The organism is uncultured Fretibacterium sp. (assembly GCF_938030725.1).
GTDB lineage: Bacteria > Synergistota > Synergistia > Synergistales > Aminobacteriaceae > Fretibacterium.
Map to the genome: position 1 here is coordinate 1 of NZ_CALHIQ010000167.1, position 21,600 is coordinate 21,600.

Genomic DNA, 21,600 nt, shown 5'->3' on the forward strand with positions numbered 1-21,600 from the left:
GCTCATCTTCTCTCCCCTCCCGTCATGCGGGCGACCTATCTCCCGTCGTCAGCTCTCGCAGTTTCGCCTCCACATATCTCTCGCAACCGCAGAACTTTAAACAATAGGGCACATGTGCCTTATCCTATAGTATAATACATATACGAAATACCTAAGACATACGAATTTGGTTGGCGACGTCCTTTGTACGGTTTTTTGTCCGTTTATACGGCGGCTCTGGCCGGTCTTGTCCGGCCTTTTACAGAGGTAAAGATAGCAAAAAACCCCGCTCTTAAGCGGGGTTATAAACTAAACCGGCTTAGGCCAGTCATTTGCATGGTGGGCCCACCTGGGCTCGAACCAGGAACCTTCCGGTTATGAGCCGGTGGCTCTAACCACTTGAGCTATAGGCCCGTATCTTAAAATTATAACCGTTATTCAACTCGAATGCAACCAACGGGGCAGCTGGATTCAGCCTCCCTTGCAGATTCATCCTCCGTTTCCGCCTTGACGACCTTTGCCGTCCCCTTCCCCTCGTCCAAGGCGAAATTTTCGGGGCTGATCTGTACGCAGAGCCCACAGCCTATACACGCTGTCTGATCCAGGGAGATCTTCATTGTCCTGCCTCTCGCCTCCGTCCAAAGAGCACGCACGCCTTCCCTACTCTCTGCAACACATTTTAATATGAGCGTGCCCCTCCGTCAAACTGCGTGGAACACGACACAAGGCGCGCCGCCCTGAGCTGCGCGGGAAGCGGGACTTTCAGGACTTTTGTGCAGGGAGGGAAAACTTTTTGCCTCTACGAAAAAACCGCCTCCCCAAATCCATTCTTTTCTGCAATAATGGGCTCCACTGAACTTAAACGGTACAGAGGGGCGGTTTTAATAAATGTCCACCAATCATAAAAGAGAAAGAGAACGAGGGCCCTCCCGGGCATGGACGCTCTATGCCGCAGCCGCGCTGCTCGCGCTCCTGACCTGCTGCGTCAGAGAGGCCTGCGCGGCAAAGTGGGAGAGCCTGACCCTGTCCGACGACGTCGCAGGAAGCCTTGAGAGCCTTGACAAGTTCTGCCTCCTTCACGACCTCTCCTCAGCCGACGTCCTGTGGGCGAACAACTGCACGGTAAGCGACCTCACTCCGGGGAAGGTGCTCTACCTTCCCAAATCCAGAACGGACGTGCTCTCCCTGTGGCAGCACCAGGGCGCATGGCAGCCAAAAGCACTGGTCAAGACGACGTCCGCCGCAGTTGCGGAGCGGGCGCGGGGAGCCAGCGGCGTCCCTCCCGTTTCGGCTTCGCTCAGGCCCACGCCCCCCGTCCCTCAGGCGACGGGCGCAAAGCCTGCTCCAGCCCCCGAAGGCGGCAAGACGCCTCCTGTTGCCCCGCAGAACGCTATCAGCAAGGCCCCCGTAGCACCTGCACCTGCCCCAAGCCTCAAGGATCCTGCCGCAGGGCGCGCAGCAGAGGGCGGCAAGCGCGAAACCCCCACGACGGGCAAGGTGACAGACGATAAAAACGCCAAGGTCCAAGGCGGGAAAAAGCAGGCGAAAACTGCCCCGCTCCTCCTCCTCTCCCCGGACGGCGATTCGGGCAACGGCCCCATGAGGCTCGTGATCTCAGGCGATTCGGTAGCCATCGTGCGCCTGCCCAAGAGCGCAGCGCCCAGGACACCGTCCATGGCGGACTTGAACCGCTCGTTCCTGTTCCCCACGTTTCCGGAAACGCCACCCTCCAAGGACGTCCCTCCCTCCGCCGGCCTCCGGGGGAAAAAGATGCTTTGGCCCGTCAACGGCGCGATCAGCTCCGGCTTTGGGAAGCGCGGCTCAAGGAAACACGATGGAATTGACATCCCCATGCCAGCCGGCACCGTCATCCGCGTGGCAAAGGACGGCGTCGTCGCCCGAACGGGGGGCAGCAAAACGCCGTGCTACAGCGGGTACGGAAACTTCGTCCTCGTCAACCACGGCAACGGGCTTCAGACGCTCTATGCGCACTGCCAGAAGGTCACCGTGAGGGTCGGCCAGCAACTGCAAGAGGGACAGGTCATCGCCAACGTCGGGCGCACGGGACGCGCCACGACGAACCACCTGCACTTCGAGGTCCGCGTCAACGGCAAGCCCGTCAACCCCATCCCCTACCTTCGCTGACGCGTTCCTAAAACAAGGGGAGGAAGCCCGTCAAGCCCCCTCCCCGCACTTTTTCCCTCCCTGCTCTCCGCGGGGGTCCAGATCACTCTGCCCCCTCGTCTATCTCCCCTGTGGGCAGGGCGCTCGATTGAGGGGGCGCCGCATCTGCGCCCTCCGCTCCATTCGACGCACTGACCTGCAGGCGCGTCACCAGGATCTGCCCGATTCGATAGCTCTCTATGTCCATGACCTCAAACTTGTGCCCCCCGTAGGCGACGAAGTCCATGCGGTGAGGGATACGCCGGAGCATGTACGTCATAAAGCCGCCGATCGTTTCGTAGTTCTCCTCGTCGGGGAAGGCGTCGAGCTTTAGGACGTGCTTGACGTCCTCGATGGGGGTGGCCCCCTCCAGCAGCCACGACGTATCGTCCCGCTTCGTGATCTGCTCCTCCTCTCCGACAAGCCGCCCCATCAGCATCAGCATGATGTCCTGCAGCGTGATGATCCCCACGACAAGCGCGTACTCGTTCAGCACGACGGCCAGGGTTTCCCCCCTCCCCTTGAAGTGGTCCATCGCCTCCGCCAACGTCAGGGTGTCGGGGAGGATGAGCGGCGGACGAATCTCAAGCCCGTCATCAAGGGCCAGACGCTGTCCCTTGATGACGCGCTCCAGGAGCTCCTTCGAGTCCACGTAGCCGACGATGTGGTCGATGTCCTTATCGCACACCAGATAGGTGGAGTGGGCCTCCTGGGCAATCTTGTCCTTGATGCTGCTCTCGTCCTCGTGCAGGTCGAAGTAGACGATGCTCTCCCTTGCGGTCATGGCGGACGGGACCGTGCGCACATCCAGCTCAAAGACGTTGCCGATCAGGTCCTTCTCCTGCTTGCGGAGCACTCCCGCCACCGTTCCCGCCTCCACCATGGCGTTGAGGTCGTCGGAGGTGATGTCGTCCTTCCTCTTCTCAGGGAAGCCCATCAAGCTGTAGATGGCGCTGCTCACGGCGTTGAGCATACGGGCGATCGGGCCACAGAAGAAGATGAGGCGCCTCATGCCGTCGATCGTCCTGACCGAGGTCCTCTCCGGAATGGCCATCGCGATGCGCTTCGGGATCTGGTCCGCGAACACGACGAAGAAGATCGTGACCCCAAAGAAGGGGATCGCGGAGGCGATCTGGGCGCGAACGGGGCCGGGGATGGCCTCGGGAAGGCGCGCCAGGATCAGGGGCGCGAAGGATGCGTCCCCCACGATGCCCGCCAGGATCGCTACGAAGTTCAGCCCGATCTGCACCGTCGTGAAGAACAGCCCCGGCTGGTCCTGAAACGACAGGACCCTTGCGGCCTGAAGGCTTCCCTTCTCCGCAAGCGGCCGTAGCTTGACCCTGCTCGAAGCCGCGAGCGATATCTCTGCCAAAGAGAGAAAAGCGCTCGCCGCAGCCAGGAGCATCACGGCAATCAATCCAAACAACATCTTTAATGCCTCCTCATTGCACGTCAAGGCCGCGGGCAGCCTGGGCTGTGCGTTGCGATGAAGTGGTCGATCAGCCGTCTGGAGATGCTCGCGGAGTTGGGAATGCCCTTCGGGATGTCCTGCGGCGCAAACCAGCCGGCCTCCCCGATCTCCACCCCATCGGGGCGCAGCTCCCCTCCCTTCCAGCGGGCCGTGAACCCCAACATCAGCGAACACGGAAAGGGCCAGGACTGGCTGCCGAAGTAGCGGATGTCCTGGACCTCGATGGACACCTCCTCCATCACCTCGCGGGACACCGTTTGCTCCAGCGTTTCTCCGGGTTCTACGAAACCGGCGAGGACGCTGAAGCGCCCCGCAGGCATGTTCAGGTTGTGGGCCAAAAGGAGCTTCCCCTCCCGCTCAATGGCCGTGATGATCGCCGGGGAGAGCGGCGCGTAAAACGTGCGCCCGCACTCGACGCAGCGCCGTCCTCTGTCCTCCTCGCGGGGCACGAGGGGCGCGCCGCAGAAGGAGCAGAGTCGGACGTTCCCCCACCAGCTCATGTACTGCCACGCGGCCCCAGCCCGCGCAAAGGGGCCGTCGCCGAACTTTCCCCAGACCTGACGCAGCCCCAGCCACTCCGACCCCGCCGGAGGCTGAAACGCCTCGTCCACCTCGCACCAGGGCGTCAACTCCTGCCAGGGACGGGGAAAGTCCAAGGAGCAGCGAAGCGCAGACGACGGGCGCTCCTCCGGGTCGGCCAGGGCGTCCCGCGCCGCCAACACCCTGTCGCCTTGAAAGATCAGCACGGCTACTGTCCTTTTACGACGCGGACGTCCCCGACGCGCCGGGTGTAGCCCTTCGAGTCGAAGTACTCCAGCACGGGAAGGATGAACTTGCGAGAGCTCTGCGTCCTGTCCCTTACGGCGGCCAGGGTCACGTTTCCGCCGATCTCCCGCAGGATGCCCTGCATGGCCCGCTCCAGCTCCGCCGTCAAGACGTACCCCCCCGGCAGGAGGGCCAGCTCGCGCGAGTTTCTGAGACTTTGGATGAGCGCACCAAATACGGGCTGCGAGAGCTTCATCTCGTCCCGCAGCTCGTCCAGCGTGAGGAGCTGCCACCCCTGTCGGCGGCAGATATCCGCCAGCCTCTGGCTGTTCTTCAGAAATTCCCCCTCGCTCTTCGGGGCAAAGTCCGGCGTGCGGACCTTGTTTTCGTCCAGCACCAGGGCACCGTCCTCGATCATCAGGGCGATCAGGGAACGGAGCGCGCGGGCGTCCGGCAGGGGGACCTTCCGCAGCGCCTCGTCCAGGGGAAGGCCCGCCTCGGCGGGGAAGGACTTCTGGTAGGCCAGGACGGCGTCCTTCAGGTCCGCCTTCAGCTCCGCGCAGCGGGCAAGCGAAAGGTACAGCGGCTTATCCCCCTTCAGCTCCACGATCTTTCCGGCTCCGGCGAGGTTTCTCGCGATGTCGGCACAGTTGGCGAGGGTCTCCTGCATCGCCACCGCTGCGCTCTGGGCGTCCATCACCCTGGCGTCGTCGATGAGCCGCTCCAGGCGAACCGAGGGCGTTCCGGCGGACAGGAGCGCCCGCATTCGGGCGAGCACCCGCGCCCTTGCCGCGGCCCCCCTGGGCTTGTGGGAGTAGGGAAAGACCACGCCGCCTCCGCCAATCGTGATCAGCGGGCTGTAAAAGCGAACGATGAACCGCTGGTTCAGGGTGCAGACCACCGGCTCCTCAAGGACGAGCTGGGCAGGCTCCTCGGTCCCCGGCCGTATCTGCTTCGACTGCAAGAGCGCCACCCGCGCCAGGACCTCGGACGTTCCGATGCAGAGGTGAACGCGCTGCCAGTGCCGCAGCGGCTCGCGGACGGAAGGCAGGAGCCGGATCGTAGCGTCGAAGCAGGTCGTCGGAGCGTAGATCCCCCTCTGGCAGACGACGTCGCCGCGCTCGATCTGATCCACGGCGACGTTCGTCAGGTTGGCCGCCACGCGCTGCCCCGCGCAGGCCTCGTCAACCGGATGGCCGTGGACCTGAAGGCTGCGCACCTTCCCCTGCCTCCCGGTGGGGAGCACCTCCACCTCCGTGCCGGGACGCGCGATCCCGCGGTAGGCGGTCCCCGTGATCACCGTGCCGAAGCCGGAGATGGGGAAGGCCCGGTCGATGGGCAGGAACAGGGCGCCGCTGCGGGGGCGCGGCCTCACCCGATCCACCAGGGACGCGATCTCCCGCCTCAAGACGTCCAAATTGGCGCCGGACAGGGCCGAAACGGGAACGATGGGTTTCCCTTCCAGGAACGTGCCGCGCACGAACTCCTCCACGTCCTCCTGAACCAGCTCCACCATTCCCTCCTCCACCCGGTCGGCCTTGGTGATGGCGATGAGGCCGTCGTGCACTCCAAGGAGCTCCATGATGGCCAGGTGCTCCCTGGTCTGGGGCATGACCCCCTCGTCCGCAGCCACCACGAGGAGCGCCGCGTCGATGCCGGAGGCCCCGGCCACCATCTGCCGGATAAAGCGCTCATGCCCCGGCACGTCGATGACGCTCACAACGCGCCCGTCCTGAAGGTGCAGCGGGGCAAAGCCCAGCTCTATCGTGATTCCGCGCTTTTTCTCCTCAAGCAGGCGATCGCAGTCCACCCCGGTGAGGGCGGAGATCAGGGTCGTCTTTCCATGGTCGATGTGTCCCGCCGTTCCGATGACGAGGCAAATCTCCTTCTCCTCATTCACAGGCACATTCCCCCTTCCCCGCGAGTGGGCCGGCCTCAGGCCGGAGGGCCGCAAGGGCACTCACCACGATCTCCTCGTCCCCCGGTTGGAGGGTCCTGACGTGCAGCACCAGCGCATCGTCCCTGGCGCCGGCGACGACGGGACGCTCTCCCTTCCTCAGGAGGGCCTGAAGGCGCCCCGCACCCCCTGCCGGATGTCCGCTGACGGCGACCCCCCAGCCCGCGAGAGGCTTCTCAGGGTAGGACCCTCCGCCCACGGCGTCCTCCACGGGAACCACCTCCACCTGCGCGACAACCCGTCCCCGCAGGGCGGCAGCAAGGCCCTCGGCGCGCTCCCTGAGGGCCTCCGGAGGGATACGGATCATGGCCGGCGTCGGGATGTCGTCGAGCGCCCCGCGCCTGTAGAGGCGCAGGGTTGCCTCAAAGGCGGACAGGGTGATCTTGTCCACGCGCAGCGTCCTGAGGATGGGGTGCTTCCTCAAGCCGTTCACGACGGCGCGCTTTCCGGCGATGACGCCGATCTGGGGGCCGCCCAGCATCTTGTCCCCCGAGAAGGTGATGAGGTCTACGCCCTGCTGCAGGGAGGTCCGAACGTCCATCTCCCCCTGCAGGCCCAGCAGTTCGCCGTCCACGAGGAGGCCGCTTCCGGCGTCCTCCATAAAGACCACCCCGCGCTCGTGGGCCAGCGCGGCCAGGTCCTTCCTCTCTGGGGCCGCGGTGAAGCCCTCGATGCGGAAGTTGGAGGGGTGTACCTTCAGGAGCATCGCCGTGTTCTCCCCCAGGCCGGCCCTGTAGTCCTCGAGGTGCGTTCGGTTCGTCGTGCCCACCTCCACCAGCTTCGCGCCGGAGAACTCCATAATGTCCGGCACGCGGAAGGAGCCGCCGATCTCCACCAGTTCGCCCCGCGAGACGATGACCTCCCTGCCCCGCGCCAGGGCGATGAGGCAGAGGAGGACGGCTCCGGCGTTGTTGTTCACGACGAGCGCCGCCTCGGCGCCGGTCAGATCGCAGATCAGTCCTTCGACGTGGACGTTGCGCTGCCCCCGAACCCCCTGAGCCAGGTTGTACTCCAGGTTCGAGTACCCCCGCGCCGCGCGCTCCATCGCCCGCACGGCCTCCGCAGCCATGAGGGAACGGCCCAGGTTGGTGTGGATGACCACCCCGGTCGCGTTGACGACGCGGCGCAGGTTCGGCCTCTCCGCCTCGGTCAGGGCGTCAAGGCACACCTCCCGGATGTGCTCCGGGGAGATGTCCTCCTCCCCTCCCGCGAGCATCCGGCGCCGGATGGCCGTCAACTCGCCGTTGATGGCCTGCTTCACCGTTTCCCTGCCCACCCGCTCCATCCAGGGCCTCGCCCAGTCCTGCGCCAGCAGGATGTCCATGCCAGGGATCGCCCGAAGTTTCCGCTTGATGTCCTCAACCGTCATCTTTGTCCCCACTCCTGAAACGTCTTCAAAATTCTCCCGGCGGCGCGCGCCGCCGGCTGGATAGTTTTCTTCAATCATTCTATAATATCAACCATTCTATAATAATTGAGTTCAGTGCTCAAGCGATAGACGCAGGAGGATGCTCTCGATGGTCACAGTGAACGCATTCGGAAAGTCCGGCCCGGAACCGGCCGCAATGACGAAGGAGGCGCTGGAGAAGGGGGCGGACGAGGTTCGCGTGATCGTTGACAGCCCAACGGCAGCCGCGAGCGTCAGAGATTTTTTGATCGGGGCGGGCCTCCGCGTCCAGCTCCAGGACGACGAGGGCCAGTTGATCGTCGTCGGAGAGAAAAAAAAGGGCGCCGCCGACGGGCCGAAGGGAGAGACGCCTCCTCCCACCGCGCAGGAGGCCAAGCCACTCGACGGGTCGCCGCGCCGCGAGCCGCATCGGGCGGAAGAGCCGCCTCAGGCGGAGGGGCCACACCCAAAGCCCCAGGTCCCCTCCCGGAAGCCCTCCGTGGAGGAAGCGCCAGGCGGCCGCCGCGAGAAGCGCTCCCGCTCAAAGCAGAAAAAGGGACTGGAAGCCATCCCCCAGAAGGGACAGGAGCTCACCCCTCCGCGCGACGACACGTCCCTTGCCGTCCTCATCACGGGGGAAACCTTCGGGCGCGGCAGCGAGGAGCTTGGAGGGGTGCTCGTGAAGAGCTTTCTGAAAACGCTGGCGAGCCTTGAAACGCCGCCGACCGTCCTGGCTCTCATGAACGGAGGGGTGAAGCTGGCCCTCTTCGACTCCTCCACCTGCGACCGCCTGAAGGACCTGGAAAGGCGGGGGACCAGGGTCCTCGTGTGCGGCACCTGCACCAACTTTTATGGCGTAACGGACAGCGTCGGCGTCGGCGTCATCTCCAACATGTACGAGATCGTGGAAACGATCGCGAGGACAGGCAGGATCCTGAGCCTCTGACCCCAGGAGCAGGCTCAGGGAAAAGGGGCTGAGGGGACCGCAGAAAGGGGAGAGGGAAACCGTGAACTCGGATTGGAAGTCCGGGGCCGAGCGGCCCGTCATGGAAGGGGACCTGCAGTACCACATCCGCTGCAGGCGGGGCGACGTGAACCGCTACGTCCTCCTTCCGGGGGACCCGGCCCGCGTCGAGGTCATCGCTCAGGGTTGGGGAAGCGCGCGCTTCATAGCCGACAACCGAGAGCACCGGACGTGGAGCGGCGAGTTGGAGGGCGTCCCCGTCACCGCGTGTTCCACCGGCATGGGAGGCCCTTCAACCTCCATCGCGATGGAGGAGCTGGCGGCGCTTGGGGCCGATACCTTCATCCGCGTCGGGTCCTGCGGGGCCATCCAGGAGGAGGTCGAGTGCGGCGACCTCATCATCTGTTCGGGGGCCATGCGGCAGGACGGGACCAGCCAGGATTACATCGACCTGTCCTACCCCGCGGCGGCCAGCTACGAGGTGACCGCCGCCCTCGTGGAGTCGTGCGAGCGCCTCAATATCCGCTACCACGTAGGCGTCAGCTGCACGACGGCATCCTTCTACTGCGGCCAGGCCCGACCAGGACTGAAGGGGTACGCCCAGTCCTCCCAAGCCCATAAGGTCGAAGACCTGAACCGCGCGGGCGTCATGAACTTCGAGATGGAAGCCGCCACGGTCCTCACCCTGGCCGGGATCTACGGCCTGCGCGCAGGGGCCGTTTTCGCCGTCGTCGCCCACCGACTGAAGGACTCGTTCCAATACGCGGGCATCGATCACAGCGTTCGGGCAGCCAACGAAGCCCTGAAGGTCCTGGCCTCCTGGGACAGGGCCAGGGAGGCCAAGGGGAAGCCCTTCTGGTTCCCTGGCCTCCTCGCCTGACGGATGGAACGCAAGGATACGAAAAATCCCCTCAGGCCCGCGATTTGACGGGCTTGAGGGGACTCAAGGGCTCAAACTCTACGCGAAGTCGCGGCGCTCCTTGATGCGCGCGGCCTTTCCGCTCAGCTTGCGCAGGTAGTACAGTTTCGCGCGGCGGACGTGCCCCTTGCGCTGGACCTCGATCTTATCGATGGAGGGGCAATGCAGGGGGAAGACCCGCTCCACCCCGACCCCGCTCGAAATCTTGCGCACGGTAAAGGTTTCGTCCAACCCGCCGTGCTGGCGCGCGATGACCACGCCCTCAAAGACCTGAATTCGCTCGCGCGCGCCCTCCTTGATCTTCACGTGGACGCGAAGGGTGTCGCCCGGCCGAAACTCGGGCGCGGGGTCCGCCTTAAGATAATTCTTCTGGACAAGGTTCAATACGTTCACTGGTGCTTCCTCCTAAATAAAAATCAGCGCTTTCCTAAAAATCGATCCAGTGCAATTCCCGCCCTGACCGCCAGGGGCAACGCCTCCGCCTCCTGAGCCACCGAGGCGTAAATCACAGGGCCTTCCGCGATCTCCCCCGCCTCCACTCCGTCGGGGAAGAGAAAGAGCAACGGCCCCTCGTGCTCAAGGCAGCGACGCTTCGCCTCCAGCGTATGAAGGCTGCCGCCACGTGGCTGAGCCTCTATGACGACGGTCAGCGTCGGTCGTCCCTTCCCGTGAGCCCGGGTCCAATCCCAAACGCGGGACAGGCTCCCCAATACCTTGGGGGCGCTCGCGGCCTCCGCCGTGCCCGCGTCAAACGAACGGCGCTCCTCGGGACAAAGGATGACGAAAAAAGGCCGCCCCAACCCATAAAAACGGCAGAGGGAGGAGAGGGCCTCCGCCCCTTCCGACGTCGGCCTGTTGGCCGTGAGGAGCGCCAAACAGGCCTCTCCGGAGAGGTAGTCCCCTATCGCCGCCCTAGCCAGGAGGTCGGGACGGCGGGTCAGCGTTCGCTCCACCGCCCTGGCCCGACGCCAGGTCCGAACCTCCGCCTCGTTGCCGCTCAAAAGCACCTCCGGGACGTCCATCCCCCTCCAGGAAGCCGGCCGGGTGTAGTGCGGATGGTCCAACATCCCGCGGTAGAAGGAGTCTTCCTCCACCGCCTCCCCTCGACCGACGACCCCCGGAACGAGGCGCGCCATCGCGTCGATGACGGCCATGGCGGGGATCTCGCCTCCGGTGAGGACGCAGTCGCCCACGCTCACCTCAAGGTCCACCTCGCGCTCGACAAAGCGCTCATCAATCCCTTCATAGTGACCGCAGAGGATGACGACGTGTTCCTGGCGCGAGAGCGTTTCGACGATCTCCTGGGTCAGGAGCGTTCCCTGCGGAGAGGGATACACCACACAGGCTTCCTGGCTACCGCGGGCCACGTTCAGAGCGTCCTCCAACTGAGGCGCCGCGAGGACCATGCCTCCCGCTCCAAAGGCGTAATCGTCAATCTGGCGATACCCGCCCCGGCCGAACTCGCGAAGGTCCACCAAGTCCACCCGTAGCAGGTTTCTTTTGACGGCGCGGCCCAGGATGCTCGTCGAGAGAAAATCACGAAAGAACTCAGGGAACGCCGTGACGATCGTTACGTGCATCAGTCCCAGAGCCCCTCGATCAAAGAGAGCTTGATACGGCCTCCCTCAAGGTCGATGTCGCGAACGAAATCCCGAACGGCGGGGATGTAGTGCAGGCCCCCCGCGGCGTCGCGTATCTCGTACAGCTCGTTGGCGCCCGTCAGAAAATCCGTCACCGTCCCCAGAGGGCGTCCCTCCAGGTCCTCGACGGCGAGGCCGATCAGGTCGTCCACCCAGAAGCTGTCCCGCGGAAGCTCGACCCGCTCCTTCTGGTCGATGAGGATCGACGCCCCCACGCAGGCCTCCGCCTCCTCCCGCGTCGAAAGGTTCGTTTGCAGCGTGAGAAGGTTGCGTCCCTCGTCGAAGCGAACACCGCGCACCTCAAGCGTGCAGAGGGCTTCCGTTCCGCGATAGAGGGCGATCGTCCTCATCGCCTGGAAGCGTTCCGGAAAGTCCGTCAGGGGGACCACCGTCAGCGCCCCCTGAAGGCCGTGCGCGGAGGCCACACGTCCAATCTGGATTTTTTCAGACGTTTGGACGTCCTTAGAGGCCGTTCTGGAAATCGTACCTCACTACTCCTCTACGATATCGACGTCCACACGCTCGCCGGCTTTGACAGCGGCCGCTTTGGCCAAAAGCCGGATGGCGTTGATCGTGGCGCCGCGCTTTCCAATGATGCGCCCCACGTCCTCGTGGGCAACACGAATCATAACCTTGATCCCACTCTCCTCTTCGCCGCTCTCCACGCTGATGGCATCCGGCTGAGTGACAAGATGTCTGACGATGAACTCGACAAGCTCTTTGTAATTGACCATTGTGGCACCTCCTGTTTTTTTGCGGTGACGTGCTGAGGATGAACTCCAAAAAGTCCCTACTGGGCCTTTTTGCTCTCAAACTTCTCCCAAATGCCCTGCTTCTTCAAAAGCCCACGCGCCGTGTCCGAGGGCAGGGCCCCGACGCTCAACCAGTACAGGGCGCGATCCTCATTGATGGCCACGGCCGCCGGATCGGTCATGGGGTTGTAGGTCCCGATCAGCTCAATGAACTTCCCGTCCCGAGGGGAATGGGAGTCCGCAACCACCAACCTGTAATAAGGGGCTTTCTTTTTGCCCAAGCGCGACAAACGAATCCTCACTGCCATTACAACAAGACACCTCCTGAAAAATCTGGGGGAATGAATTCCCCAACAGGCACCTGAGCAATCCCTCCCTGCGGGGGCAGGGCGTCCCAGGGCTTCAGCGAACGCCACCCATCCTGCCGAAGAGGGAGCGCAGCTTGAACTTGCTGTCCCCTGCGGCGGAAAAGGACTTGAAGAGCTTTCGCATCTGCTCGTACTGAGCCAGCAACTGGTTCACCATCTGCACGGACGTCCCTGAGCCCAGCGCGATCCGTCGCCGGCGCGACCCCTTGATGATCCGGGGGTTACGACGCTCGGCCGGCGTCATGGACTGGATGATCGCCTTGCTCCGACGGATGGCGGCGTTGTCCGCCTCATCGACGTTTATCCCCTTTAGGCGGCTGAAGCCGGGGATCATCTCCATCACCTTGCCAAGGGGCCCCATTTTCTCGATCTGCTGAAACTGGAGCAGAAGGGTTTCCAGCGTGAACTGCTTCCCCTTCAGGCTGCTTGCGATCTTCTCGGCGTCGCCGGCGTCCGCGGCCTGGACCTTTTCCACAAGGCCCTGGATGTCGCCCATGCCCATGATGCGGCCCGCCATCCGCCGGGAGTCGAAGACCTCAAGAGCGTCCGTCCGCTCCCCCACCCCCGCGAACTTCACGGGCACGTCGGTCACCGCACGGACCGCCAGCGCGCTTCCGCCTCGGGCGTCGCCGTCCAGCTTCGTCAGGATCAGCCCTGTCAGCGCCAAGCGCTCATGAAAAGCCCTCGCGACGTTGACCGCCTCCTGCCCCATCATCGCGTCCAGAACGAGGAGCTTCTCGTGGGGCGGGAGGACCGAGGCGATGGCCGAGAGCTCCTCCATCAGCTCCTGATCCAGGTGCAGGCGCCCGGCCGTGTCCAGCAGGATGACGTCATTCATGCGGTCCGCCGCACGCCGGCGAGCCCCGCGCACCACCTCAAGGACGTCCGTCTCACCGGCCTCAGGACCGTAAAAGGCGACCTTGGACTCCTCCGCCAGAACCCTAAGCTGATCGACGGCTGCAGGACGCCGCAGGTCGCACGCCACGACGAGGGGGCTGTGGGAGCCCTGAAGCCGCCGCGCCAGCTTGACCGTCGTCGTCGTCTTTCCGCTTCCCTGAAGCCCCACCATGAGGATCACCGTAGGGGGCATCGAGGCGATGGCAAGCGGAGCGGGGTCCCCCATCAGGGAAACGAGCTCCTCGTACACCACCGTCGCGATGTGCTGCGCGGCGCTGATCGACTCGATGACGTCGAGCTGCAGCGCCCTCTCCCTTATCCTGGCGACGAGGCTGCGGGCCACCTTGAAATCGACGTCCGCCTCCAGCAGGGATTTGCGTATCTCGCGAAGCGCGGCGTCAACGTCCGCCTCCGAGAGCTTCCCCCTGCTTCGCAAACGCGAAAACGCGGCCTCCAGCTTCTCCCTCAGTGCGTCAAACATCCCCTGCTCTACTCCTTAAAAGTGGAGGACGGCAAAAACGCTCACGCGCCTCCATTCGTTTCGTTCAAGCGCAAGGCCTCGTTCCTCGCCTCAAGCTCGTGGATCCTCTCCTCCAGCCGTCGGGTCGTCTCGGAGAAGTGAAGCTCTCCCTCAATCGCCTCAAGGCGCTCCATAACGCGCCGTTCCAGAATGTGGACGGCCTGACGGCTGACCCCCAGCGAGCGGGCAACCTCCGTCGGGGCCAGGTCAGCGAAGTAGAGCATCTCGTAGACGTCCCGCTGACGCTCCGTCAAAAGGGGGGAATAAAAGTCGTAGAGCGAATTGAGATAGACCCTGCGCTCCAGGCGCTCCCCATCGTTCAAAGCGGCCACATCGCATCCACTCCTGAACTTCGGCTCGGCGGTGATACAGCACGCTCCTTAAGCTGGGCTAATTATAAGGAGCTCGCAAAATCTTGTCAAGTATTTTTGTTTTACGCGTTGCTATTCAGTGATCATGCCGCCCATCCGGCAGCCTCTCTTACAGGGGCGGGGCGCTTTTAGGCCCGATGCACCCTTTATTTTATTCTGATTTCAGAGTATCATATTGAAGAGTGCAATGGGTAGTCGTGTGATACGGAAAAATTTTATACGGTTAGGGACAAAGGAGGAGAATTTTATCTTGACCAGGAGTAGGGTTTTATTGACGTTGTTGTGCCTCGTTACGTTTTTTGCCCCAGAGTTCTCCATTGCCGCGAACGCTGCTTCCGATGCGCCGATATCCGTGGCCTGCATCACGACGGCACCGCACCTTGACGTCGTCACCGAGGACGGCCAGATCGTTTCCCTGCTCCTCTTTGCCTTGGAGTCCCTCGTGACGACCGAGGAGGATGGTCAAGGGGGGATACGAATCGTTCCCGGCCTTGCTGAAAGCTGGAAGGTCAGCGAGGATGGTTTGTCCTATACCTTCAACCTGAAAAAGGGCGTCAAGTTTCATGACGGCACGCCCGTCACCACTGAGGACTGGATATGGTCGATCCTGCGTCTGAGGGACGCGGGGCCGGAAAGCCCGTGGAGCTACCTGGCCCACGCCGTCAAGGAGGTTTCTGCTCCTGATGAGGATACGCTAGTCATATCCCTGTCCGAACCCTATGCCCCCTTTCTCTCTAATTTGACAAACCCTGCCCTTTCCGTCCAGTCCAAGAAGCATTTTGAGAAGGTTGGGGCAGAGGCATTTCGCGACAGTCCCATGGGAACCGGCCCTTATTATTTTGCCGAGTGGGAGCTGAACCAGCGTTATATCCTCAAGAAAAACCCCTATTACCACGTCGAGGGCAAACCTGTCGCCAGCGAATTCCGCTTTATCGTCGTCCCGGACGACAATACGCGGATCATGCAGCTTCAGGCCGGTCAGGTCGATGTCGTCAGGGATCTGCCTCAAAACAGGATTGACGAACTTGCCTCCTATCCCGGACTTGCCGTAGACGCGGAGCCCTCCACGGAGCAGCGCTTTGTCAATTTCAACGTGACCTTCCCTCCGCTCGATGACGTAAGGGTTCGCAACGCTCTGCGCCTGGCGACCGATAAGCAGGCTATCATAAAGATGGTGCTCTTCGGTCACGGCTCACCGGTCTTCGGAGTCTTTCCGCGCGTCGATACCTTTTATAACAAGAAACTGAAAGACCCCGGGTACGACGTTGAAAAGGCCAAAGCCCTTCTGAAGGATGCCGGTCAGGAAAAGGGCTTTAAGCTGGAGATCATCTACAGCTCCGGCAACAGCGTCATGGAAAACATCGCGACAGTGCTCAAAGAGCAGTGGGCGAAGGTTGGCGTGGACCTTCAGCTCGTTCCGCTGGAAGGGCCGACGGTCAGCGCCACCTTCCAGAACCTGAAGCACCAGGTCACGATGCTGCGTTGGTCCACAGACACCGCCGACCCTGTAGGGTTCACCAGCTTCATCGCCGATTACGATGCCAGCCATGGCTTCCATACGGGGTGGAAAAACGAGAGGGTCACGCAGTTGGCCCATGCAGCGGAAAAGGAGCTGGATGTGGAGAAACGCCGCGGCATGTACGAGGAAATCCAGCAAATTCTCTTCGATGAATGTCCAATGTATCCGCTCTACGAGAACGTCTATCCCGTTGCACGGAAGGACACGGTCCACAACTTCAGGTTCTCGGGCCTCTCGCGCTATGTATTCATCGATGCTTACAAGGATGAGTAGTTATCACATCCTGGTTCCGTTGGATAAAAGCGGGTTTTGAAGCGATGATGGGCCCTGACTCCCCACATTTCTATCGACACAGGGCCCATTATTTTGTCTGCTCATCTGCAACTCTGTCCCCGCAGTTCCCAACCTCGCTACGTCGGGAGCTGCGGAATACGTGTGAGGGAAGTGTTTTTCCTTGAAGCAGCTCAACTACATCCTGAAACGCATCCTCCAGATGATTCCTGTCCTCTTCGTCGTAACCATCGTAGTCTTCCTCATGATTCACATGCTTCCGGGCGACCCCGCCCGAACGCTCCTGGGTGAGCGGGCAACCTATGCCCAAGTGGAGGCCCTTCAGATCAAACTGGGCCTGAATCGCCCTCTCCCCATCCAATACTGGCTCTTCCTGAAACACCTTTTTCGGCTGGATCTGGGGAACTCTGTGCTCTTTGGCGTCCCTGTCGCGAAGCTCTTGGTCGGAAGGCTGTCCCTTACCCTGAGCCTTACGCTTTTCTCCGGCTTCATTGCGCTTCTCATAAGTCTTCCCTTGGGCTATATTGCAGCGGCCAGAAAGGATAGAGTTGCCGACCATCTGATACGTACCGGGGCGTTGATTGCCCTGTCGACCCCTGTCTTCTGGATCGCGCTCCTGCTCATGATGCTCTTTGCGTTGAGACTGCGCTGGCTGCCCGTTGGAGGATGGGGGCGCACCCCCATGGAGCATTTCATGGGCCTGATCCTGCCTGCATTCACCTTGTCTCTTTCCACTGCCGCGCTCCTGGTTCGGAATCTTCGAAACAACATCGTGGATATCTCCCGCAGCGATTATGTCGATTTCGCACGCAGCAAGGGATTGAGCGAGAATATTGTCCGTGCCCGACACATCCTGCGCAATTCCCTCATCTCGACGGCCACGCTGCTCTCGTTGCAACTGGCCCACATGCTGGGGGGCAGTGTCATCACGGAGACGGTTTTCAATCTGCCCGGGCTCGGTTCTTTGATGATCCAGGCCATATTCGGTCGGGATTATGCCGTAGTTCAAGGAGGCATTTTCGTCATTGCCGTGATGGTCCTGTTCGTCAACCTGATAACGGACGTCCTGTACTCGCTGCTCGACCCACGGGTCGCCTTGGATTAGGGGCATGGGACAGATTTTTGCATCCCTCCGTCGCCGCGGAGCCTGGCGGAAAGGGTATAAGCTCATCCTCGGAAACTCTTCGCTGACCATCGGCCTTGCGATTGTGGCCTTGATGTGTATCGTTGCCCTTGTTCCTGAAAGCATCGCTACGCACAATCCAAACGATCACAACGTGGACGCGATTTTACAGCCCCCTTCAGCAGAGCATTATTTTGGTACGGATAACTTTGGTCGTGATCTGTATTCCCGTGTGGTCTGGGGGGCTCGGGTCGATCTCCAACTGGGGCTGGTCGCCATGATAGTCCCATTCGTCGTCGGTTCTCTCATCGGCCTTCTTGCAGGCTATTACGGCAGATGGATCGACGCTCTGCTCATGCGGATACTGGATATTTTTCTGGCCTTCCCCTTTACTCTGGTCATCATCGTCATCGTCGCCATCATTGGACCGGGAACGGCCAACCTTTACATAGCGATGTGGCTCGTGGGTTGGAGGGCCTACGCGCGCCTGATTCGGAGCGATGTCCTGGTCATTCGGGACGCAGAATATGTACAGGCTGCGCGTGTCCTGGGATACTCCGACGCACGCATCCTCCTGCGCCATATTCTGCCCAACGTTGTCAGCTCCTGTATCGTCTATGGAGCGTCGGATGTGGTGATGTGTATGCTCGCAGGAGCTGCTATGAGTTTCCTGGGATTGGGGATTCAACCCCCGACCCCTGAATGGGGGGCGCTGATCGCGGGGGGACGAGCCTTTATTTCAAAAGCGTGGTGGCTGACAGCCCTACCTGGACTCTGTTTGGCGATTGCAGGGACTGGTTTCAGCCTGGTCGGAGACGGCCTCTCCGACCTCCTGCGTACCAAGGGCCGATAGAGGAGAGACGTTCAATGTCCGATATCCTGCTGGAGGTCAAAGACCTGAGGACACACTTCATCACTGGGGAGAATACGGTTAAGGCGGTGAACGGCGTCAGCTTTTCCGTTCGGCGTGGGGAGACCTTCGGCCTGCTTGGAGAGTCCGGCTGTGGCAAGAGCGCAACATGCCGTAGCATCACACGCCTCATCAACCCGCCGGGGCAAATTATCGGAGGAGAAATTCTCTACGAGGGGAGGGATCTGTTAAAGCTTCCACTGGATAAGCTGAGGCGTCTTCGAGGACGGGAGATCAGCATGATTTTCCAGGAACCGATGACGGCCTTAAACCCCGTGCTCCCGATTCGCACGCAGATCTTTGAGTCCCTGGATCCACAGATGAGCCGGGCTCAGAAACAAGCTCGTGCCCTTGAATTGATGCACCTGGTGGGGATACCATCTCCAGAGAAGCGAATCGACGAATATATTCATCAGTTCTCAGGCGGAATGCGTCAGAGGGCCATGATTGCCATCGCCTTAGCTTCCCAGCCTCGCCTCCTGCTCGCCGATGAGCCCACGACGGCACTGGACGTCACCATCCAGGATCAGATCATGAAACTCATCGAAGGGCTCAAGAAGCGTATGAACATGAGCGTCATTTTGGTCACGCACGACCTGGGGGTGGTCTCGCAGATGTGTGACCGCGTCGCTGTAATGTACGCAGGGCACGTCATGGAGCTCTGCGATACGGTTACGCTTTTTTTCCATCCCAGACACCCCTACACGCACGGCCTGTTTCGTTCCCTTCCTCACGGGAAAGGCACGAGGACCAGGCTTAAGCCTATTGCGGGAGCCCCCCCGAGCCTTGAGAATCTTCCTGCGGGCTGCCCTTTTGAACCACGCTGTGATTGGGCCGGAGAGTGTTGCAGGATAGGATTGCCTCCTTTAACGGAGATTGCCGAGGGGCACTTCACGCGTTGCTATTTTCACGCGAAGCTGCCGGACGAAGTGCGTTTTCCGACCCGGATGTGAGGAAGGGGTAGACGGTAACATGGACACGTTGGACAAAGATACGGCCTTGATACGGGTACGGGGGTTAAAAAAATACTTTCCCTTGAAACGGCAGCTCACGGATTTTATCTCAGGAAATCCTCAAGAGGTCCTCAAGGCCGTGGACGATATCGACTTGGATATCCAAACGGGCGAAAACCTGGGCTTGGTGGGGGAGTCCGGGTGCGGCAAGAGCACACTGGCCCGAACGATGATTCGTCTTTACACCCCGGACGAGGGGTCCGTACTGTTTGACGGCAAGGACATCACGCGAATGGAGAAACGAGAGCTGCGCAAGGTAAGGCGGGACCTCCAGATGATCTTTCAGGATCCCTACTCCTCGCTTAATCCACGCATGTCCGTGCGCGAGATGCTCATGGAGGCCCTGGCGTTCCACAAAATCTGTCACAAAACCGATATGGAGAAACGATTTTACGAGCTTCTCTCCATGGTCGGGATTGGAGCGGAGGCCGCAGACCGTTTGCCGGGAGAGTTTTCTGGGGGCCAACGCCAGCGCATCGGCATCGCACGAGCCCTTGCGCCGGCCCCCCGCTTCATCATCGCGGACGAACCGGTTTCGGCACTTGATGTTTCCATACAAGCCCAGATCATCAACTTGCTGGAGGAGCTTCAGGAGCGACTGCACCTCACCATCCTGTTTATATCGCACGACCTTCGTGTCGTAAGACACATATCGCATCGCGTCGCGGTTATGTACCTCGGCAAGATCGTCGAATTAGCGGACACCGAAGCGCTGTTCGAGCACCCGGCACATCCCTATACGGACATCCTTCTGAGGGCGGAGCCCCCGCTCGATCCGAGGCTCAGAAGTACAGAAACCGCGATCTCAGGAGAACTGCCGAGCCCCATTCACCTGCCACCAGGCTGCCGTTTCCATCCCAGGTGCCCAAATGCCCGAAAGGAGTGTGCCGAAAGAGAGCCCCTCTTGAGTAGCATCGGCGGCGGGCATTTCGCCGCCTGTCATTATCCCCTTCTCTGAGGGAGGGGGTAAAAAGAGAGGAAGGGGCTGCCTCTATCGGTGCCCCTTAACACCTCTCCAGTTCCTGCGCCAGGGACAGCAATCGATTGCGCTGAGCGAGGATATAACGGTCAAGGACGAACTTTGCCCTGTCCGTAAGCGATTGGGTGGCCAGGGCTTCCAGCGGCAGGGACAGACCAGGCACGTACGCCTCCCCCATGCGGAAGTCCTGAAAATAAGGGGCCCGCTGGCAGTAAAGAGCTTGATTCAATCTACGAATCACGAATAGGCGTTCCTTCAGACCGCTTTTCCCCGCCAACCGCTCACGACTGCTCTTCAGAGAAATCAAGATGGAATGCAGGCCCGGAACTTGCCTGTCGTCGATTTTTTCGAGCTCTCCGATCAGACGATCCCACAGAGCCCTGTCGTCCGGGAGCCAGCCGGGCTCCAGAATACGGTAGGTTCCCAGAGCATAGAGCTGGCAGTCCTGCATCAGGACCTTCATATCGTGCTTGCCGAAGGTGTCCTCCTCCGTATGCCACCACCAGGGCATCCCCCCTTTGCCGCTGGCATGAGGGGAGTCCGGCGCGGTCTGGGAGGACCATATGAAGCACGAGGACACGCCGATATTATAGAAGGATTGATCGTAGGAATTGACCGGGCCGAAATGCTCTCCGTCCTGCCCCGTGACATCCCGCACCGCACCGCGCGCCAATGCCATGAAGTCCGGCGTTGCGGCGACCTGAGAGAAATCTTCGGACCCCTTTGCTCCGGGGACATCGGCGTTGATATAACAAAGACAGTGTTCGTCCAACTCCCCAAAACGCTCGAGCGCATAGTTGGAGGACCCCGCGTACTTGGAGAACTCGTGTCCCGACCACCAGCAGAAGCGCAGGCCAAAAGGCCGCCGCTTCAGGCTGGAAAAGCGTAAGGCGAGAGCCAGCATCAGGGCGCATCCTGTTCCATTATCCGTTGCGCCGTGGTGTTTTGCATCCATGTGAGAGCCCAACAGGATAAAGTATGGGGAGTCCCCGGGAAGACACGCCTCCAAGAGAGGAAGCTTTCTGACCTCGGACCTGGAACGGCCGCGGAGCTCGATGTCCAGATCTCCTGATACGGCAAGTTCCATCAACCGATTGCCCCCTAGACGATTGACGGCGAAGACGGGAATTTGTGGATAGAGCTCGACGTCCTCTGGAAGGGCCGCCCCCCAGCCCGCACACACGGCGCTCTCGTGGATGACGTCTTCGTCGCCGTATGGCCAGCAGAAGACATAGGCGAAAGCCCCGCGCTCGAAAGCATCCCGGATGGCAACGGCGGATCTGGTGGTGCTCAGGACAATTTTACCCTCCAGGTCCCTTGCGGACCGGGAACTGCGGTCGGCAAACCAGGCGATGGAGTCTGGCGGAAAGCTTTCTGGGGGAACGAAGACCGCCTTCCCCCGAACGGGCTTCTCCCAAACGTCGGGCGAGTACCCCCAAATCTTCACGGGAAGGGATTCCTCTTTCCCCTGGGACCAAAAGCGCATCCGCGCTTCCCCAAAGGAAAATGTCCATGCGGGAAACGTCGTCCTCGACGGGTTCATTCCATTCTCCTCCAGCCGACTGGCCACGTATTCGTGGGCCAACCTCTCCCCTTCGCTGCCGGAGGGCCG

At 61.4% G+C, this 21,600-nt stretch carries 21 protein-coding genes and 1 tRNA gene; 8 read left to right on the forward strand and 14 right to left on the reverse strand.

Annotation, left to right across the window (positions count from 1 at the left end):
• Positions 1 to 316 precede the first annotated feature (316 nt).
• Together Q0629_RS09315 and Q0629_RS09320 are read right to left on the reverse strand one after the other, a co-directional pair.
• Positions 317 to 393: transfer RNA gene (locus tag Q0629_RS09315), tRNA-Ile, on the reverse strand.
• A gap of 20 nt (positions 394 to 413) precedes the next feature.
• On the reverse strand, positions 414 to 596 hold the full coding sequence (locus Q0629_RS09320) for a ferredoxin (protein WP_015556559.1): 183 nt from the start codon (positions 594 to 596) through the stop codon (positions 414 to 416).
• 271 nt (positions 597 to 867) lie between these two features.
• On the opposite strand from Q0629_RS09320, the gene Q0629_RS09325 reads away from it, so the two are divergent.
• Positions 868 to 2,124, forward strand: a complete 1,257-nt coding sequence (locus Q0629_RS09325) for a peptidoglycan DD-metalloendopeptidase family protein (protein ID WP_298781739.1) — start codon at positions 868 to 870, stop codon at positions 2,122 to 2,124.
• 82 nt (positions 2,125 to 2,206) lie between these two features.
• Here the strand turns inward: Q0629_RS09325 and Q0629_RS09330 are convergent, their stop codons facing one another.
• The 4 genes from Q0629_RS09330 to selA are packed head-to-tail and all read right to left on the reverse strand — an operon-like array spanning position 2,207 to position 7,704.
• A complete protein-coding gene (locus Q0629_RS09330; protein WP_298781741.1) occupies positions 2,207 to 3,571 on the reverse strand; it encodes a hemolysin family protein in 1,365 nt (454 codons plus the stop codon).
• 23 nt (positions 3,572 to 3,594) lie between these two features.
• Complete coding sequence (nudC, locus tag Q0629_RS09335; protein ID WP_298781743.1) at positions 3,595 to 4,359, reverse strand: NAD(+) diphosphatase; 765 nt, start codon at positions 4,357 to 4,359, stop codon at positions 3,595 to 3,597.
• Positions 4,360 to 4,361: 2 nt separating this feature from the next.
• On the reverse strand, positions 4,362 to 6,278 hold the full coding sequence (selB, locus tag Q0629_RS09340) for a selenocysteine-specific translation elongation factor (RefSeq protein ID WP_298781745.1): 1,917 nt from the start codon (positions 6,276 to 6,278) through the stop codon (positions 4,362 to 4,364).
• Positions 6,271 to 7,704: an L-seryl-tRNA(Sec) selenium transferase gene (selA, locus tag Q0629_RS09345; RefSeq protein WP_298781748.1), complete on the reverse strand. Its 1,434-nt coding sequence runs from the start codon at positions 7,702 to 7,704 to the stop codon at positions 6,271 to 6,273. Before selA ends, selB begins: the two co-directional genes overlap by 8 nt.
• Positions 7,705 to 7,852: 148 nt before the next feature.
• Between selA and yedF the strand changes: the two genes are divergently transcribed.
• Entirely contained in the window at positions 7,853 to 8,668 is an 816-nt protein-coding gene (gene yedF, locus Q0629_RS09350; RefSeq protein ID WP_298781750.1) for a sulfurtransferase-like selenium metabolism protein YedF, read from the forward strand.
• Between the two features lie 61 nt (positions 8,669 to 8,729).
• Entirely contained in the window at positions 8,730 to 9,566 is an 837-nt protein-coding gene (locus Q0629_RS09355; RefSeq protein ID WP_298781752.1) for a nucleoside phosphorylase, read from the forward strand.
• Between the two features lie 78 nt (positions 9,567 to 9,644).
• Here Q0629_RS09355 and rplS read toward each other — a convergent pair whose 3' ends face one another.
• From rplS to Q0629_RS09390, 7 genes are all read right to left on the reverse strand, one after another.
• Positions 9,645 to 9,998 carry a 50S ribosomal protein L19 gene (rplS, locus tag Q0629_RS09360; RefSeq protein WP_298781754.1) on the reverse strand — a complete coding sequence of 118 codons (354 nt, stop codon included), beginning with the start codon at positions 9,996 to 9,998 and terminating at the stop codon, positions 9,645 to 9,647.
• A 23-nt stretch (positions 9,999 to 10,021) separates the two neighbouring features.
• A complete protein-coding gene (gene trmD / locus Q0629_RS09365) occupies positions 10,022 to 11,185 on the reverse strand; it encodes a tRNA (guanosine(37)-N1)-methyltransferase TrmD (RefSeq protein WP_298781757.1) in 1,164 nt (387 codons plus the stop codon).
• Entirely contained in the window at positions 11,185 to 11,727 is a 543-nt protein-coding gene (gene rimM, locus Q0629_RS09370) for a ribosome maturation factor RimM (protein ID WP_366123314.1), read from the reverse strand. The genes trmD and rimM overlap by 1 nt, the downstream gene beginning before the upstream one ends.
• A gap of 9 nt (positions 11,728 to 11,736) precedes the next feature.
• Positions 11,737 to 11,979, reverse strand: coding sequence for a KH domain-containing protein (locus Q0629_RS09375; protein ID WP_298781760.1), 243 nt, complete (start codon positions 11,977 to 11,979; stop codon positions 11,737 to 11,739).
• 56 nt (positions 11,980 to 12,035) lie between these two features.
• Positions 12,036 to 12,305: a 30S ribosomal protein S16 gene (rpsP, locus tag Q0629_RS09380; protein ID WP_015556552.1), complete on the reverse strand. Its 270-nt coding sequence runs from the start codon at positions 12,303 to 12,305 to the stop codon at positions 12,036 to 12,038.
• A gap of 94 nt (positions 12,306 to 12,399) precedes the next feature.
• Positions 12,400 to 13,743 (reverse strand): signal recognition particle protein, encoded by a 1,344-nt coding sequence (ffh, locus tag Q0629_RS09385; protein WP_298781765.1) that lies wholly within the window; start codon positions 13,741 to 13,743, stop codon positions 12,400 to 12,402.
• 41 nt (positions 13,744 to 13,784) lie between these two features.
• Positions 13,785 to 14,114 (reverse strand): sigma factor-like helix-turn-helix DNA-binding protein, encoded by a 330-nt coding sequence (locus Q0629_RS09390; RefSeq protein ID WP_298781768.1) that lies wholly within the window; start codon positions 14,112 to 14,114, stop codon positions 13,785 to 13,787.
• A gap of 310 nt (positions 14,115 to 14,424) precedes the next feature.
• Between Q0629_RS09390 and Q0629_RS09395 the strand changes: the two genes are divergently transcribed.
• From Q0629_RS09395 to Q0629_RS09415, 5 genes are all read left to right on the forward strand, one after another.
• Positions 14,425 to 15,945 (forward strand): ABC transporter substrate-binding protein, encoded by a 1,521-nt coding sequence (locus Q0629_RS09395; protein ID WP_298781770.1) that lies wholly within the window; start codon positions 14,425 to 14,427, stop codon positions 15,943 to 15,945.
• Between the two features lie 181 nt (positions 15,946 to 16,126).
• Positions 16,127 to 17,068 carry an ABC transporter permease gene (locus tag Q0629_RS09400; protein WP_298781773.1) on the forward strand — a complete coding sequence of 314 codons (942 nt, stop codon included), beginning with the start codon at positions 16,127 to 16,129 and terminating at the stop codon, positions 17,066 to 17,068.
• A 4-nt stretch (positions 17,069 to 17,072) separates the two neighbouring features.
• Complete coding sequence (locus tag Q0629_RS09405) at positions 17,073 to 17,939, forward strand: ABC transporter permease (RefSeq protein WP_298781776.1); 867 nt, start codon at positions 17,073 to 17,075, stop codon at positions 17,937 to 17,939.
• Between the two features lie 14 nt (positions 17,940 to 17,953).
• On the forward strand, positions 17,954 to 18,949 hold the full coding sequence (locus Q0629_RS09410) for an ABC transporter ATP-binding protein (RefSeq protein ID WP_298781779.1): 996 nt from the start codon (positions 17,954 to 17,956) through the stop codon (positions 18,947 to 18,949).
• 28 nt (positions 18,950 to 18,977) lie between these two features.
• A complete protein-coding gene (locus Q0629_RS09415; RefSeq protein ID WP_366123316.1) occupies positions 18,978 to 19,967 on the forward strand; it encodes an ABC transporter ATP-binding protein in 990 nt (329 codons plus the stop codon).
• A 46-nt stretch (positions 19,968 to 20,013) separates the two neighbouring features.
• Here Q0629_RS09415 and Q0629_RS09420 read toward each other — a convergent pair.
• Positions 20,014 to 21,600, reverse strand: a 1,587-nt coding sequence (locus Q0629_RS09420) for a M28 family peptidase (RefSeq protein WP_298781784.1), incomplete at its 5' end; no start/stop codon positions are given.

Excerpts from the sequence above, each read along its gene's own strand:
- Q0629_RS09325 (WP_298781739.1), top strand. The coding sequence starts at position 868 with ATGTCCACCAATCATAAAAGAGAAAGAGAACGAGGGCCCTCCCGGGCA.
- Q0629_RS09375 (WP_298781760.1), bottom strand. The coding sequence starts at position 11,979 with ATGGTCAATTACAAAGAGCTTGTCGAGTTCATCGTCAGACATCTTGTC.
- yedF (WP_298781750.1), top strand. The coding sequence starts at position 7,853 with ATGGTCACAGTGAACGCATTCGGAAAGTCCGGCCCGGAACCGGCCGCA.
- Q0629_RS09405 (WP_298781776.1), top strand. The coding sequence starts at position 17,073 with ATGGGACAGATTTTTGCATCCCTCCGTCGCCGCGGAGCCTGGCGGAAA.
- ffh (WP_298781765.1), bottom strand. The coding sequence starts at position 13,743 with ATGTTTGACGCACTGAGGGAGAAGCTGGAGGCCGCGTTTTCGCGTTTG.
- rpsP (WP_015556552.1), bottom strand. The coding sequence starts at position 12,305 with ATGGCAGTGAGGATTCGTTTGTCGCGCTTGGGCAAAAAGAAAGCCCCT.
- Q0629_RS09330 (WP_298781741.1), bottom strand. The coding sequence starts at position 3,571 with ATGTTGTTTGGATTGATTGCCGTGATGCTCCTGGCTGCGGCGAGCGCT.
- selA (WP_298781748.1), bottom strand. The coding sequence starts at position 7,704 with ATGACGGTTGAGGACATCAAGCGGAAACTTCGGGCGATCCCTGGCATG.
- Q0629_RS09320 (WP_015556559.1), bottom strand. The coding sequence starts at position 596 with ATGAAGATCTCCCTGGATCAGACAGCGTGTATAGGCTGTGGGCTCTGC.
- Q0629_RS09410 (WP_298781779.1), top strand. The coding sequence starts at position 17,954 with ATGTCCGATATCCTGCTGGAGGTCAAAGACCTGAGGACACACTTCATC.
- trmD (WP_298781757.1), bottom strand. The coding sequence starts at position 11,185 with ATGCACGTAACGATCGTCACGGCGTTCCCTGAGTTCTTTCGTGATTTT.